The following is a 16,706-nucleotide window of genomic DNA, read 5'->3' as shown; positions in this document are numbered from 1 at the left end:
TAAATTTATTTTTCTCCGTAGCTCTTATAATACATAATCTTCAAATTTATTCCTGTATATATTTCAGCAAATTGACTAATCACATAATAACAACTTGGACACGGTTCCCATTTACTATATAAAATAAGATTTCCTTCATCACTTAACTTTTTTTCTTTTATAAGCTTATGTATTTTTTCAAAAATCTTTTTTTCACTATCATTAACTCTATTATAGCCAATTCCTAGTTTTCCAAGCTTATTAACTTTACAACTTTTAAAATACTCTTTGCCTAATGGTATTAGTGTACAACTCTCTTCAATATCATTTTTACCACTAACAGCTCTATATTCTTTATCATTAAATACTGCAATAGCCATATTTACTGAATCCTGAATTGCAATACTTTGATTAATTTTAAATACTCCATCCTCTTCTTCTATAATATACTTATCTAAGTTTTTAATAAGCCTTTTCATTCTAGGAATATAACTCTTTATATGTTGATGATACTCAATTGATCCCTTTTCTGCTTTTACGTAATCAAATGTAATATTTGATGGAACCTCAATAAATAAAGTTTTAGTTTGATTATTTTCATCATATTCTTCTCTAACCTTTTCATTATTACAAAGAATCATCTTTTTTAATAATTCTATATCCTTTGCATATACATAATCTCTATCTATCTCTTCTTCTAATACCTTTAACTTTAATTTTCCTTCTTCATTAATCTTTGTGGATATAGAGTTTTTAGTCTCTTCTACTACTTTTAAAATATGTTCAACATCATCTTGAGTGCTAGGAACTCTTTCATATTCAACTCTATCTATATGTAACAATTTTATATTATTTATCTTTTCACACAAGCTTTTATGTTCATTTTCAAAAACTATAATATTATTTATATAATTTATTAAATCGTAAATATCATCTACTTTATAAGTAACTGTTCCTTCATTAAGACTTTTATATAATTTATTAAATATCTCTTCACTTATATTAAAACTATTTATAAAATCTTCCTTAAAATCATCATAATTTAATAGTTCTAAATTATATCCTTCTAATTTTAGTAGTTTTTTCAAGTCATCTATATTACTAATTTTTATTCTTTCACTTTTTCTCTTTTTTATCTTCATATATACCTCTTATTTTTAGTTACTATTATCAATACTTTTAATATTATAATCTAATAATTTCTTATTTAATATTATTATATTTTGTTTATATATTAAATTAAAAATTATATATAAATAGTTAAAAGACAAACCTTACGGCCTGCCTTTTAAAATATGCTTACAACCTTATCTTCATTAATAAATACAATTATATTATCTTTATTTTCTTCACTCTCTTTATGTATGATACTCTCATAACTATCTTTTTCTCTTCTTTTGCCTTATATTCTAAGTTTTCGCTTATATTTTCTATTACATTTTTCTTATAACATTCATTTTTTATATCATTCTCTTTATTATCCTCGCATATATCTACTAAGCTATATTTTTCGTCATAATTGTATTCATTAAATTTACCTTTATATATTATATCTTCTTTAATATCCGTTTCATTATTAGCATCATCTAATTTAATGTTAACTTCTAAATCTCCAAGCAAATTACTACTTAAGCCATTACTATCTAAATAAAATTCCCCATTATTAGCTTTAACTATCTCCTCCTTAAGATTCTCTAAATGTTTAGGTTTAATTTTTTTAAGTTCCATATTCTTTATATTTTTAATACTTTTATTAACTATATTATTTATATCTTCTATGCCTTTATCTTTTTTTATATTGTATCTTCTTTTATATATATATATTACTTTTTCGATAAGTCTCTTTCTTCCTGGAATCATTGTATTGCTTATTTGTAAATAAGATAACAACAAGTATTAATAATATATATTCCATATCTATCTCCTCTCTTATAAACTCAATATATTGATAAAACTATGTAATTTCCTACTCCTATAATACATTTTATTAATACTTAATTATTTTGTTCCATATATACTTTTATTGTTAACACTTATTTTATTAACAATTTAATTTTACAAACATATTATGTAATATATTTACACACCTTAAATAAAAGGAACTTACGACAAGACCTAGGAGGTATAACATGACATTTCAAATTATAATAGCATTCATAGTGTATATTGCTATGATTTTTTCAGTTAAATATCGTACTGCTATAACAAGCATAGGTTTAGGAATAATATTAATATATGGAAGCTTAACTAATACCTTTAGCTTTTCGGATGCTTTATCAAGTTTTCCTTTAGAGATAGTAACCTTAATTCTTGCTCTAGGGTTGTTTTCTAAAACATTTGAAAATAATTCATTTTTTAAATATATTGGCGATAAATTTCTAAGTATATCAAAAGGTAAAAAAACACTTATATATATTCTCATTCCTTTAATTATGTATGTTACTTCATTATTTATGAACAACTTAAGTGTAATACTTTTATTCACCTTTATTTGCCTAGAATTATCTATAAAACTAAATTTGTCTCCTTTACCTATTTTAGTTTCTGGATTAATTGCATCAAATATAGGTGGTTGTCCTCTTCCATGGGCAGATACCCCAGCAGTAATTCTAACTCTTTACTCTGGATTTAGTCTTATGGATTTCTTAAACAAATTATTTATTCCTTGTGCAATATTTATAATACTTTTAATTTTATACACTTTGTGGTGGCTAAAAAAACATGATTATAAAGATGATAATAAGAATTCAAATTTAATAGATGATAGTTATCTTAAAAATAAATTTACTGACTCTCCGCCCCCTCACCATCATCACCATACACCACCACCTCCCCACTACTTCATGACAGGCATATAAATGCAAATAAATTCAAAAAAATATATTGTCCAATAATTTTATTTATTTCATTTATATTAGCTATATGTATTTCTCCATTCATTTCCATTTCTATTTCTTTTATTTCTATTCTCTATATAGGATTACTTTTATTAACAACTATAGATAAACCATAAAATATACTAAATACTGTTCCTATTCTTGATTCACTTGTTTTTATATCTACACTCTTTATTATATCTAGTGTATTACAAAAATTAGGCATATTAGATAATATAGTTAACTATATTATCTCATTTACTGGGAACAATCAAATTTTAATTATCTTAGCTATACTTCTTTCATCTTTCATTATTGCAACATTTTTATCTGCTGGTCCTGCTGCTGCTACAATTCTTCCAATATGCTTACAACTAAATCCATTAATAGGAAATAATTTGGTATATGCTTCTTTAGCATTAGGAATTTTAGCTGGAAGCAGTATGTTACCTTGGTCTGCTACTGGTGGTCCAATAATGCTTAGTGAAGTAGGTAGATATCAAAATGATCATATAATCCATGAAAGTTACAATCAAAAAAATATCTCAAGTTTATAATCTAAAAAAATATATTTCTTTTTCTATACCATTTTCATTAATAATTTTATTTGTATCAGCTATCTTTTTAATAATTTATATTAAAATATAAATTATATAAAATAAATACTTTTTCCATCGCACATTCTTAGAGTTATTATACCGTCATCTCCACCAATTACCTCACCAGAAATTAATATTGGTAATCCAGTAACAGCAACAGTTATATTTGCTCCTTGAAACTTACATTTTATTAATTCATACATACTTTATTCCTCCTAATATTTCTTTTATATTTACTTTAAAATTGCTTTAAATCCCTAATTCAAACAATTTCTTTCTTTTTTCATCATAATATATAGTATTAATCATCAATTATTTTTGTTCCTATTAATTCGTTAATCTCCCCTAAATAGCTACTTAACATATATTTTATATTCTATTTTTAAATACAAAAAACAAGAGTTACTAGTAGATAATATATATCTCCTATCAACTCTTGTTTCCTACTTACTACTTTTTATTTATTTAATCATATAGTAAGATGCCGAAAACGGCTTCATATCTATTGATACAATTTTTTCATTAATAAAACTAGATATAGATTGATTTTTTTCCCTATTTTCCCGTATTATAATTCTAAAATCACTTATTCCATCTCCACCATATTGGTTCATATTGCTATCTAACATTAATCCAATATCCTCATTGGAATTTATCTTAAATCTATAATCTCTTTGTTCTTCATTTGAAAAATTAAATACTGCTAATATTTTTTTATTATCACTAATTCTTTCAAAAGAATATATACATCTTTCTTCTTGATTACAATCCATCCACTTAAATCCATTCATATTATAATCATATTTGTATAAACAAGAATCTTGAAGATAAATATGATTTAAATCTCTCATAAATTTATGGAACTTATTATGCATCTCATACTCTAAAACTTCCCAATCTTGTTCTCTTTTCTCATCCCACTCTCTAAATTGAGCTATTTCATTCCCCATAAAATTAAGCTTTTTTCCTGGATGAGCATACATATACATATATAATGCCCTAGCTTGTTTAAATTTTTCTTCATACTCACCATTCATTTTTTGAATTATTGTAGCTTTTCCATGTACTACTTCATCATGTGATAAAGGCATTAAAAAATGCTCACTATAGAAATACATCATAGAGAATGTCAACTTATGATAATCTCTTTTCCTATCATATGGATGAGTTTTAAAATACTCTAAAGTATCATTCATCCATCCCATATCCCACTTATAATCAAAACCTAGTCCACCATTTTCTACTGGTTCTGTGACCCTTGGGTATGCAGTAGAATCTTCTGCTGCCAGAATTACTGTAGGATGTAAATTCTTTAATCCTTTATTCATTTTCTTAATAAACTCTATAGCAGCTTTATTTTCTCCTCTATCAGAGTTTCCTTGCCAATAAATAATATTGCTTAACGCATCTACTCTTAATCCATCAAAATGATATTCCTCAAGCCAATAATTTGCTGCTGATTGTAAAAAGCTTCTTACTTCACCTCTTGAATGAATAAAGTTTTTACTTCCCCACTGACTCATTGCAATATCTTCATAATGATATTCATATAATGATGTTCCATCATAATTAGCTAATGCAAATTCATCAACAGCAAAATGAACTGGTACAAAATCCATTATTACACCAATATTATTCTCATGACATTTATCTATAAAATACATCAGCTCTGTAGCAGTTCCATATCTTGAAGTTGGACTAAAAAAACCTGTATTTTGATATCCCCATGATTCATCGCACGGATGCTCACTTAATGGCATTATTTCAATATAATTATATCCATACTCTTTAACATATGGAATTAATAGCTCCTCCAACTCCTTGTATGTATACCAAGTATTATCATGTTTTTTTTTCCATGATCCTAGATGAACCTCATAAATGTTTAAAGGTTTATCCTTACAATCACTTCTCTCTTTCATCCACTCTGAATCATTAAATGTATATTCTTTTAAATCTCTTATAATAGATGCTGTATTAGGTCTTAACTCCATTCCAAATCCATATGGATCACAATGATCTATATAGCTACCATCTTTGCTATAAATTTTATACTTATATAACATTCCTGCTTTTGCATTTTCTATACTGCATTCAAAGAAGTTACCATCGTTACTCCTTATCATTTCAGTTCCATTCCAATCATTAAATTCACCAATTAACTCTATTTTTTTAGCATTTGGAGCAAATGTTCTAAAAGTAACTTCATTTTCCTTTACATGGGCACCTAAATATTTGTAAGCATCAAAAATATTCCCCGAATAAAACCCCTTAATATCCATACTGCTCTCCCCTTTTAATAATAGTATAGTAATTCCATTACCAAATATATTTTACATTATTTGTAACTTAAAAACTATAATAAGTTTTTATAATCTTTAATCGTAACAGAAAAATTACAATAAAAAATAAAATATTGGTTAATATAAAATTATAATTTCATATTAACCAATATTTTAAATCTATATTCAATTTTATTATTATTAATTCTTAATTTTACACAATTAAATTATTTTCTTTTTTCTCTTTTAATTTACTCTTAACAAATATCTTATTTGCAACTGCCATTACTGTTGACCTTAATATTTCACTTTCAACTGTAGCGGTTCCTGTAGATCTAGGATATGAAAAATCTCTTGTAGAGAATACAGCCTTTATAGCTTCTTCTACTTCTGAACAAAAATAATCATAAGCTACTTCTATTGGACAACTTTCAATTTGAATATTAATAAGCTCGCATATTTCCTGTAAAGAAAACACTTGCTTTAATAAACAAACAACTATTAAATATGCCAAATGTTTCTCATTATACTTTTTATCCTTTGGCGGTGAAACAACCCTTTGCTTAACATAATTATTAAGCATTGTTGGTGTTAATATTTTTTCTTCATTATCTATATTAATTTCTTTAACCAAATTTTCTAAATAAGTAATTACCTGATCTTTATAAAGAGGAACCCTTGGTAGTTCATTAAATCTTGGTATATGAAATTCCAAACTTTCCATTATTGCCTCCTAATATTCTATTTTAAAGACTCATGCTTTCTTATGTATTGTATTGCTACACATCCTGGTCCACCTTGAGTTGTAAATGCAGGACTTAATAAGTTTATTTCTATATCAGCATTTTCTATACTATTCATTATAAATTTTTTTGCATCTTCTGCCAAATCTTCCTTGCATGCATGCGAAATATAAATTTTACAATTTGAATCAACATTGTTTTCTAACATTTCTTCAACTATTTTTTTTATAGCACTTTTAAATGTACGCTTAGTTGTAAATTTAACTAAAGATAGCTTGTCCTCCGCCATTGTCATAACAGGTACTAACTTTATAGCACTTCCTATTTTACCTACAAGTGCAGAAACTCTTCCCCCTCTAACTAAAAAATCAAAATCGTGAGGAATTAAATATGATTTTGTATCCTCTAAAGTATTATTTATTTCATTTACTATTTCTTGTTTTGTTTTACCTTGCTTTACAAGTTCAGCTGCTAAATTAACTAAATATCTATGTGGCCCACATAGTGTTTTTGAATTTATAACGTCTATTCTCTCTGGATTTTCTGCCATTCCCTTTGCCATACAAGCAGAGTTATATGTACCTGATAATCCATCAGCCATTGAAATATTAATTATCTCATCTTCTTTATATTGCTCATATATTTCTAATACTTCTCCTATTGAAGGCTGTGATGAAGATGGAATATGTCCTTTATTTATTATCTCTATAAATTCATATGTATTTATATCTTCAAACTCTTTATAAGTTTGTCCATTTATATTTACTGTAAGTGGAGCAATACTAATTCCTTTTTCTTTTCCTTCATTTTTTGAGTAAAGTGATGATGAATCTGCTACTATTCTGATCATAAATTTTCTCCCCTTTGTTTAAGTTATTATTAAAAATCATCTTGATTAACATTCTAAAATATGTAGTTTTAAAAACTATTTGTTTTAGATTATCACCCTAAATAGTTTTTGTCAATAATCTTTAGATATTATTCACATATTCTTATTGTTTAATTAATAAATAAGGCCCTGCAGTTTTTCTGCAGGACCTTATAATTATTTATCTATCTTCTCTAACTAAATAATCATTTCCATCTTGATCTTTAAATTTAAACATACTTCCATATGGCATTTTCATTATTTCAGTTGTTTCTATATCATTACTTTTTATTTCATTATAAGTTTCTTCTATATCATTAGTACTTAATATTACATTAGGATGCAATACATTAGCTTGCGGATTTTGTGCTAACATTAAGTTCTTTTCATAAATTATAAATGTAGTAAATGCTTCCTCTGAAGGTCCCACTTCTAGCCATGTCATATTTGGTCCCATAGGCTGCTCTAGTTTAACTACAAATTTCATTTTTTTAGTCCAAAACTCTTTTGCTTCCTCTTGATTATTTACATATAAAGTTATTTTTCCAATATTATTTATCATTTGTATTTCTCCTTTTTGTTATAAAATTCTTCTTGGAATAGTAAATTTTATTTGCTTTTCTATATCATTTAAAATTCTTGAATCTTTAGGGTCTACAAATAAACATGTATATCCTTTTTCTCCGGCTCTTCCTGTTCTTCCTATACGATGAATATAAGTTTCTACCTTTTCAGGAATATCATAATTATATATGTTATCTACTCCACTTATATCTAATCCTCTTGAAGCCACATCAGTGGCAATTAAGTATTGAATATCTGCATTTCTAAAAGACTTCATAATTCTTTCACGCTTATTTTGAGGTATATCACTATGGATTACCTTGCAATTGTATCCTTTTCTATGCATTACTACTTCTAGTTCATCCGCTCTTCTTTTTGTTCTACAGAATATAATAGCCATAAAAGGATTATCCTCATCTAATACTGTACATAAAGCTTCTCTTTTTAATCTGTCTGTAGTTTCTACAACCTCTTGTTTAATATTATCTAAAGTTACTTCTTCCTTTTTAACAGAAATAACTACTGGCTCTTTCATATATCTATAAGCTAATTTTTTAACTGCTGAATCCATCGTTGCTGAAAAACATAAAGTTTGAACTTTTTTAGGTCTTTCCTTCATTATTGAATCTATTTCATTTCTAAAGCCCATAAGTAACATTTGATCTGCTTCATCAATAACTATAGTTTTTAGCTTTTTTAAATCAACTGTTTTTCTTTTTATATGATCAAGTAATCTTCCTGGAGTTGCAATAATAATTTGTATATTACCTTTAAGCTTATTAAGCTGTGATCCAATATCTTTTCCTCCATACATAGCTAAAACTCCAATCTCTTTACCTTGCTTTAGCTTTTCAGCTTCTTCAGTAATCTGTAGTGCAAGCTCTCTTGTTGGAGTAATTATTAAGCACTCAATATCTTTAGAGTTTGGTTTTATATTTTCGAATATAGGTAATAAAAATGCTAAAGTCTTTCCAGTTCCTGTTTGTGCTTCTGCAATTATATCCTTACCATTTAATATATCTTTAATACTTTTTTCTTGAACTTCAGTTGGATTTATTATTCCGCTAGTTTTTAATATACTCGTTATATTATCACTAATTCCTAATTGTTTAAACGTCATTTACTTTACCTCTTTTGTTATATTTCTGTATATTATAACATATTTTCATTTTTGATTTATTATATTCTTTCTTTTTAAATAAAAAAAGCCCTAACTTTCGCTAGGGCCCTTTATTTATATCAATTATTGATTATTTAGCTTTTTTTTCTTTTTTAGTTGGAGCTGCTTCAGCTTTTGCTTCGTTTTTAGCATTTCTTCCGTAGTAGCTAGTGATATACATTTCTTTTAATTCTTTCATTAATGGATATCTTGGGTTAGCTCCTGTACATTGGTCATCGAATGCTTGCTCAACCATTTCATCGATTGTTTCGAAGAATTTAACTTCGCTTACACCAGCTTCTTGGATTGTTTTTGGCATATTAACTTTAGCTTGTAATTCTTCTACAGCTTTGATTAATAATTCAACCTTTTCAGCGTTAGTGTTTCCACCTAATCCTAGGTAATCAGCAATCTTAGCATATCTGTAAGATGCATTTGGATATTTGTATTGTGCAAATGCTGCTTGCTTAGTTGGAGCTTCTTCAGCATTGAATCTTATAACTTCGTTCATAACTAATGCATTAGCCATACCGTGTGGTAAGTGGTGGAATGCTCCTAATTTATGAGCCATTGAGTGATTGATTCCTAAGAATGCATTACTGAATGCCATACCTGCCATACAAGATGCATGAGCCATTTTTTCTCTTGCTTTAATGTTAGTTGTTCCTTCATTGTAAGCATCTGGTAAGTATTTGAATACTAATCTGATTGCTTCTAAAGCTAATCCNTTAGTGTATTCAGATGCCATTATTGAAACGTAAGCTTCAATTGAGTGAACTAATACGTCGATACCAGCACAAGCTGTTAATCCCTTAGGAGAAGTCATCATTAACTCAGCGTCAACGATAGCCATATCTGGAGTTAGTTCGTAGTCAGCTAATGGATATTTAACTCCTGATTGTTCATCAGTGATAACTGCGAATGGAGTAACTTCTGATCCTGTACCAGCTGAAGTTGCTATTGAAACCATCATAGCTTTTTCACCCATTGTTGGGAATCTGTATATTCTCTTTCTGATATCCATGAATGTCATAGCTAAATCGTGGAAGTTAACTTCTGGATGTTCGTACATAACCCACATGATTTTAGCAGCATCCATAGCTGATCCACCACCAAGAGAGATTATAACGTCTGGCCCAAAGCTAGTCATTTCAGCTGCACCAGCTCTAGCACATCTTAATGTTGGGTCTGGTTCAACATCTGAGAATATTTTGTATTGAATTCCTTGAGCTTCTAAAACTTCTGTAACTTTGTTAGTGTATCCCATTTCGAATAATACTTTATCTGTTACGATGAATGCTTTCTTTTTACCCATTTCACCTAATTCAGCTAAAGCTACTGGTAAACAACCGTATTTGAAGTAAGTTTTTTCTGGAACTCTAAACCAAAGCATATTTTCTCTCCTTTCAGCAATGCTCTTAACGTTAATTAAGTGCTTAGGACCAACGTTTTCTGAAACTGAGTTTCCTCCCCATGATCCGCATCCTAATGTTAATGATGGAGCTAATTTGAAGTTAAATAAGTCTCCGATAGCACCTTGAGCTGCTGGCATGTTTATTAATGTTCTAGCAGTTTTCATTCTTTCTCCGAATTCTAATACTCTATCTCTGTTCTTAACTTGATCAGTGTAAAGTATAGAAGTATGTCCCATACCACCTAATTCGATTAATCTATCAGCTTTGTTTAATGCATCTTCAAATGATGTAGCTTTGTACATAGCTAATACTGGAGATAATTTTTCGTGTGAGAATGGNTCTTCTAATTCAACTGAAGTAACTTCACCAACTAAAACTTTAGCACTTTCTGGAACGTTAACTCCTGCCATTTGAGCTATCTTATAAGCAGATTGACCAACCATGTCAGCATTTAATCCACCTTTTTCGTTTAAGATAACTTTTCTTACTTTATCTATTTCTTCGCCTTTAAGGATGTATGCTCCTCTTTCAGCTAATTCTTTCTTAACTTCATCGTATACTTGTTCTAAAACAACGATTGATTGTTCTGATGCACAGATAACTCCGTTATCGAATGTCTTAGAAAGTAATATTGAGTTTACAGCCATTTTAATATGAGCTGTTTCATCAATGATTGCTGGAGTATTTCCTGCTCCAACCCCTAAAGCTGGTCTTCCTGATGAGTAAGCAGCCTTAACCATTGCTGGACCACCTGTAGCTAGGATTATATCTGACTCTCTCATAACGTTTTGTGATAATTCAACTGATGGTTGATCTATCCATCCAATTATTCCTTCTGGAGCTCCTGCTTTAACTGCAGCTTCTAAAACTATTTTAGCAGCTTCAATTGTAGAATTCTTAGCTCTTGGATGTGGAGAGATTATTATAGCATTTCTAGTCTTTAAAGCTATTAAACACTTAAATATTGCTGTTGATGTTGGGTTTGTTGTTGGAACGATAGCAGAGATAACTCCGATTGGTTCTGCTACTTTTGTAATTCCGTGAGTTTTATCTTCTTCTAAAACCCCACAAGTTTTCATATTCTTGTATTGGTTGTATATATATTCAGCAGCAAAGTTATTTTTTATAACCTTGTCTTCTACGATTCCCATTCCTGTTTCTTCTACAGCCATTTTAGCTAACTTAATTCTGTTATGGTTAGCTGCTAAAGCTGCTTGTCTGAATATTTCGTCTACTTGTTCTTGAGTGTAAGTAGCGAACTTTCTTTGTGCTTCTCTTAATTGTTTAATTCTTGCTGTTAATTCTTGAGCGTTTGTAACCTTCATTTATTACATCCTCCTAGTATTAAATCTATATATCAATTTCTAGTTATTATCTTTATCATCAGCTGTGTTAATTTATATTTTACTTTGTTATTTTTTTAACACTTCCTACAACCTTATTGTAATTGATTGTTTATTTTTTGTCAAACTTTTTTTCGTTTTTTTCAACTTTTTTTTATTATTTATATCATTAATTTCACTTTCTACTCTTATCCCTCATTGAAATCGTATACTTTTATTTAAGTTTATTATCTTAAATTTATAATACTATTATTGTTGGGAAAATTATAGTAATAAGTTTTTTACTATTAATAAACACTTAAATTGTTATTATTATAACAATTTAAGTGTTTATATTTATTAAATTCAATTTCACTAACAAAAAATCAAATTAAGATATTCTATATTTAAAAAAATAAAATAATAAAACCCATACATATTTAATATGTACAGATTTTATTTTCTTAATATCTAAAGCTTGGATATAATTTATCTCTTTAGATATAGTTTTATTTTATATATTGTCTATTTTTAAACTTATTATTGAACTAAACTAAAATATCTTTTGATAATCCTTTTTGAACAGTAATACCATCTCTTAATACTATAACCTTATCAGCAAGAACCTTAGCATCTTCTCTATCATGAGTTACAAATATTGAAGTTATTACTGCCTTTTTTAATATTTCTTTAATTTCATCTCTAATCTTTTCTTGAAGATTAGCATCTAAGTTTGAAAATGGCTCATCTAATAATAATATTTCTGGCTTTGGTGCTATAGCTCTAGCTATTGCAACTCTTTGTTGTTGTCCACCGCTTAATTCATAAGGATATTTGTCTTTATGCTCCACTAAATTTGCAAGCTTAAGCATTTCCATTGCTATATTTTCTTTTTCAGCTTTGCTCATTTTCTTTAAGCCATATTGTATATTCTTTTTAACAGTCATATGAGGGAAAAGAGCATAATCCTGAAATACCATTCCAATTCCTCTATTTTTAGGTTCAACAAATAATTTTTCTGAAAATATAATTTTATCTCCAATAGTCATACTTCCCTTATGAGCTTCTTCAAGACCTGCAATTATCCTAAGCATAGTACTTTTACCAATACCACTTTCACCTAAGATTGCAAGAACTTCGCCTTTATCTAATTCCATATTAAAATCGTATATGCTGCTATATATGGTGGTATATCTAATGGTAAAATTAAGGCCCATCTTAAAAATTTTCTAAAAGGAAAATCATAAGCTGATATTAGCCAAGCTAAAGTTGTTCCTATAATAATAATAATAAACATAACTGTAAATATCACTACAATTGCTGATGTTAAGAACTCAATTAACTTAATTCCATTTTCCTTATTTTTAGAGCTTGTTGCCATTGCTGCAAAACTTAAATTAATATGTGTATCTTCTGGGAAAATTAATCCTATATTTTGAGCTGCATTCACTTCTTCATTTTCTCCTCTATACTTTTCTGGTATATTTTTTTCTATTAACTCATCAGCTTTTCCTTCAACTAAATTGATTTATTTCTATAAAGTAGTAAAACCGTACAGATTAATCTGTACGGTTTCTATTTGTCTAATGACTAAGACTTATATATTGTCTTTTATCACATTCAATAATTCATTGTTAATTTCTATTCTAGAAATTATCGTGATAAATATCCATTATATTCACTTGTATGAAGAAGTTTTTTAGCATTTTCTACTCTCTCCTTACTAGGAGGTTCAACACCCTTTAAAGGATATTCAATACCAAGCTGTTCCCATTTGAAAGTTCCAAGAATATGATATGGAAGCACTTCAACACGATCTACATTTTTCAAAGTCTTGATAAATTCATCAAGTTTTCTAAGCTGTTCATCATTATCACTTCCACCTGGTACGAGTACATGACGAATCCATACAGGCTTATTGATTTCTGATAAATATCTTGCCATATCTAGAATATTTGAATTACTCCACCCTGTAAGTATTTTATGCTCAGCTTCATCTATCTGTTTAATATCTAGCATTACAAGATCTGTTACTTTCATAAGTTCATTAAATTTACTAAAGAAAGGTTCTTCTCTTGTAAATGGATTTCCAGAGGTATCAAGCGTTACATGAACGCCTTTTGCCTTAGCTTTTTTAAAGAATTCAATCAGGAAATCTATTTGAAGAAGAGGTTCACCACCACTAATAGTGATTCCCCCCACCTTTTTCCAATAAGTTTTATATTTAAGAGCTTGAGACAAAAGCTCATCTGCAGTTTTTGTCTCACCGCCATTCATCTCCCAGGTATCTGGATTGTGGCAGAACTTACATCTCATATGACAGCCTTTTAAAAAAGCAACAAAACGGATTCCTGGTCCATCAACAGATCCAAAGCTCTCTATTGAATGAATTCTTGCTATATTTTTATCTAAATTAGATTTCAGCATGACATGTTCTAGAGATAACATCAAGTTGTTGTTCTCTAGTTAAATCTATAAATTTAACTGCGTAACCTGATACACGGATAGTAAAGTTAGCATATTCTTCTTTTTCAGGATGTTCCATAGCGTCTTTTAATTTTTCAACACCAAATATATTAACATTTAAATGATGTGGTCCTTGATCAAAGTAACCATCTAATACTTGTACAAGTTTGTCAACTTGTTCTTCTTTATCATTTCCTAATGCAGTTGGGTTAATTGTTTGCGTATTTGAAATACCATCTAAAGCCCATTCATAAGGAAGCTTAGCTACAGAGTTTAATGAAGCAAGTAATCCATTTTGTTCTGCTCCATAAGATGGGCTAGCTCCTGGTGAAAGTGGAGTCCAAGCTTCACGTCCATCTGGCATATTACCTGTATACTTACCATATACTACATTTGAAGTAATAGTAAGAAGTGATGTTGTAGGTTCAGAATTTCTGTATGTGTGTCTCTTCTTGATCTTATCAAGGAATGACTTAAGAACATAAATACCTATTTCATCAGCTCTATCATCATCATTACCGTATCTTGGGAAATCCCCTTCAATTTCGTAATCTGTAACAATTCCAGCTTCATTACGGATTGTTTTAACTTTTGCATATTTAATTGCAGAAAGTGAATCAATTACGTGTGAGAAACCTGCAATACCTGTTGCAAATGTACGTCTTACATCAGTATCTATAAGAGCCATTTCTGCTGCTTCATAATAGTACTTATCATGCATATATTGAATAAGATTTAATGTATTTACATAAAGACCAGCTAACCAATCACTCATTCTTTCATATTTTTCAATTACTTCATCATAATCAAGATATTCTGATGTAATTCCTTTATATTCAGGTCCAACTTGTTTACCTGATTTTTCATCAATACCACCGTTTATAGCATAAAGTAAACATTTAGCAAGATTTGCTCTAGCTCCGAAGAACTGCATTTCTTTACCTGTTTGAGTAGCAGATACACAGCAACATATTGAATAATCATCGCCCCATTCTGGTTTCATAGCATCATCATTTTCATATTGGATAGAGCTTGTATCTACTGAAATCTTTGCTGCATACTTCTTGAAGTTTTCAGGAAGTGCAGAAGAGTAAAGTACAGTAAGATTTGGTTCTGGTGAAGGACCCATATTTTCTAAAGTATGAAGGAAACGATAGTCGTTCTTTGTTACCATGTGACGTCCATCAACACCTATACCACCTAATGCTATAGTAACCCATGAAGGATCCCCTGAGAATAATTCATTGTAAGAAGTTATTCTTGCAAATTTAACCATTCTGCATTTCATTGTTAAATGGTCAATTAATTCTTGAGCTTCTTCTTCAGTAAGAACTCCATTATCAAGATCTCTTTGGATATAGATATCAAGGAAAGTAGATACACGTCCTATTGACATAGCTGCACCATTTTGTGTCTTGATTGCTGAAAGATATCCAAAGTATAACCATTGAACTGCTTCTTTAGCATTCTTTGCTGGTTTTGAAATATCATATCCATAGCTTGCAGCCATTTTCTTCATTTCTCCAAGAGCTCTATGTTGTTCTGTAATTTCTTCTCTTAGACGAATAACCTCATCTGTCATAGTTCCATCGCCACAGTTGTTAAGGTCCTTAGCCTTTTCTTCCATAAGATAATCAATACCATAAAGAGCAACTCTTCTGTAGTCACCTACGATACGTCCACGTCCATAAGTATCAGGAAGTCCTGTTATGATATGGCTGCTACGAGCTTTTCTCATTTCTGGTGTATAAGCATCAAACACCCCTTGATTATGTGTCTTATGGTATTCAGTAAATATCTTGTGTAATTCTGGATTTGGTGTGTATCCATAATTTTCACAAGATTGTTCAGCCATTTTAATACCACCGTATGGCATGAAAGCTCTCTTAAGAGGCTTGTCTGTTTGAAGACCTACTACTCTTTCAAATTCTTTTAAAGATTCATCAATGTATCCAGGGCCATAAGCTGTAAGTCCAGAAACAACTTCTGTTTCCATATCAAGCACTCCGCCTTTAGCCCTTTCTTCTTTTTGTAACTCTTGTAATCTGCCCCATAATTTATTTGTAGCATCTGTTGGATCTGCTAGGAAACTTTCATCACCATCATATGGCTTATAGTTTTTTTGAATGAAATCTCTAACATTGATTTCTTCTTTCCATATTCTTCCCTCAAAACCTTCCCATTGTTCATTTTCTAACATCTTCATTCCTCCTTGTACTCTAAGTACATATATTCTTACAATTTATACTACTAATTTGATATAAGCTAAACTTAATTTTTTCATTAACATTTTAATAACTTATGTAATCTGTTTTATGAAATGCTGTAGTATCTCTATATAACCTGTAATTAATCAGTCATAGAAAAATACCTGCACAAATTTTATTACAGAATAAATTCGAATTTATTTAATTACAATGATATATAATTATT

General features: G+C 29.1%; 14 protein-coding genes and 1 pseudogene. 2 read left to right on the top strand and 13 right to left on the bottom strand.

Going from position 1 to position 16,706, the window contains the following annotated elements:
- Window positions 1–5 precede the first annotated feature (5 nt).
- Together HCG76_RS16645 and HCG76_RS16640 are read right to left on the bottom strand one after the other, a co-directional pair.
- Window positions 6–1,121, bottom strand: coding sequence for a deaminase domain-containing protein (locus tag HCG76_RS16645; protein WP_221701515.1), 1,116 nt, complete (start codon window positions 1,119–1,121; stop codon window positions 6–8).
- Window positions 1,122–1,308: 187 nt separating this feature from the next.
- On the bottom strand, window positions 1,309–1,839 hold the full coding sequence (locus HCG76_RS16640) for a hypothetical protein (protein WP_221701516.1): 531 nt from the start codon (window positions 1,837–1,839) through the stop codon (window positions 1,309–1,311).
- A gap of 269 nt (window positions 1,840–2,108) precedes the next feature.
- On the opposite strand from HCG76_RS16640, the gene HCG76_RS16635 reads away from it, so the two are divergent.
- Both HCG76_RS16635 and HCG76_RS16630 read left to right on the top strand, forming a co-directional pair.
- Window positions 2,109–2,837, top strand: coding sequence for an SLC13 family permease (locus HCG76_RS16635; protein ID WP_221701517.1), 729 nt, complete (start codon window positions 2,109–2,111; stop codon window positions 2,835–2,837).
- Between the two features lie 158 nt (window positions 2,838–2,995).
- Window positions 2,996–3,412 (top strand): SLC13 family permease, encoded by a 417-nt coding sequence (locus HCG76_RS16630; protein WP_221701526.1) that lies wholly within the window; start codon window positions 2,996–2,998, stop codon window positions 3,410–3,412.
- A gap of 92 nt (window positions 3,413–3,504) precedes the next feature.
- Here the strand turns inward: HCG76_RS16630 and HCG76_RS16625 are convergent, their stop codons facing one another.
- The 11 genes and pseudogenes from HCG76_RS16625 to pflB form a co-directional block, all read right to left on the bottom strand.
- Window positions 3,505–3,657: a hypothetical protein gene (locus tag HCG76_RS16625; RefSeq protein WP_221701518.1), complete on the bottom strand. Its 153-nt coding sequence runs from the start codon at window positions 3,655–3,657 to the stop codon at window positions 3,505–3,507.
- A 258-nt stretch (window positions 3,658–3,915) separates the two neighbouring features.
- Window positions 3,916–5,736: a 1,4-alpha-glucan branching protein GlgB gene (gene glgB, locus HCG76_RS16620; RefSeq protein WP_221701519.1), complete on the bottom strand. Its 1,821-nt coding sequence runs from the start codon at window positions 5,734–5,736 to the stop codon at window positions 3,916–3,918.
- A gap of 214 nt (window positions 5,737–5,950) precedes the next feature.
- Window positions 5,951–6,460, bottom strand: a complete 510-nt coding sequence (locus HCG76_RS16615) for a DUF1836 domain-containing protein (protein ID WP_221701520.1) — start codon at window positions 6,458–6,460, stop codon at window positions 5,951–5,953.
- A 17-nt stretch (window positions 6,461–6,477) separates the two neighbouring features.
- Window positions 6,478–7,329, bottom strand: a complete 852-nt coding sequence (locus tag HCG76_RS16610; protein ID WP_221701521.1) for a DegV family protein — start codon at window positions 7,327–7,329, stop codon at window positions 6,478–6,480.
- A 199-nt stretch (window positions 7,330–7,528) separates the two neighbouring features.
- A complete protein-coding gene (locus tag HCG76_RS16605) occupies window positions 7,529–7,909 on the bottom strand; it encodes a VOC family protein (protein WP_221701522.1) in 381 nt (126 codons plus the stop codon).
- Window positions 7,910–7,927: 18 nt separating this feature from the next.
- Window positions 7,928–9,031, bottom strand: coding sequence for a DEAD/DEAH box helicase (locus HCG76_RS16600; RefSeq protein WP_221701523.1), 1,104 nt, complete (start codon window positions 9,029–9,031; stop codon window positions 7,928–7,930).
- Window positions 9,032–9,161: 130 nt separating this feature from the next.
- A complete protein-coding gene (gene adhE / locus HCG76_RS16595; RefSeq protein ID WP_221719012.1) occupies window positions 9,162–11,810 on the bottom strand; it encodes a bifunctional acetaldehyde-CoA/alcohol dehydrogenase in 2,649 nt (882 codons plus the stop codon).
- Between the two features lie 545 nt (window positions 11,811–12,355).
- A complete protein-coding gene (locus HCG76_RS16590; RefSeq protein WP_221701365.1) occupies window positions 12,356–13,024 on the bottom strand; it encodes an ABC transporter ATP-binding protein in 669 nt (222 codons plus the stop codon).
- A pseudogene (locus tag HCG76_RS19585) lies at window positions 12,973–13,095 on the bottom strand (sulfate ABC transporter permease subunit CysT); the annotation flags it as partial. The pseudogene HCG76_RS19585 and the gene HCG76_RS16590, both read right to left, overlap by 52 nt.
- Window positions 13,096–13,460: 365 nt before the next feature.
- Entirely contained in the window at window positions 13,461–14,255 is a 795-nt protein-coding gene (pflA, locus tag HCG76_RS16580) for a pyruvate formate-lyase-activating protein (RefSeq protein WP_221701363.1), read from the bottom strand.
- Complete coding sequence (gene pflB / locus HCG76_RS16575) at window positions 14,221–16,473, bottom strand: formate C-acetyltransferase (RefSeq protein WP_221701362.1); 2,253 nt, start codon at window positions 16,471–16,473, stop codon at window positions 14,221–14,223. The genes pflA and pflB overlap by 35 nt, the downstream gene beginning before the upstream one ends.
- Between the last annotated feature and the right edge of the window lie 233 nt (window positions 16,474–16,706).

It is taken from the genome of Clostridium sp. K13, assembly GCF_019734195.1.
Taxonomy (GTDB): Bacteria; Bacillota; Clostridia; order Clostridiales; family Clostridiaceae; genus Clostridium.
This window is presented reverse-complemented; position numbering and strand designations above follow the sequence as displayed.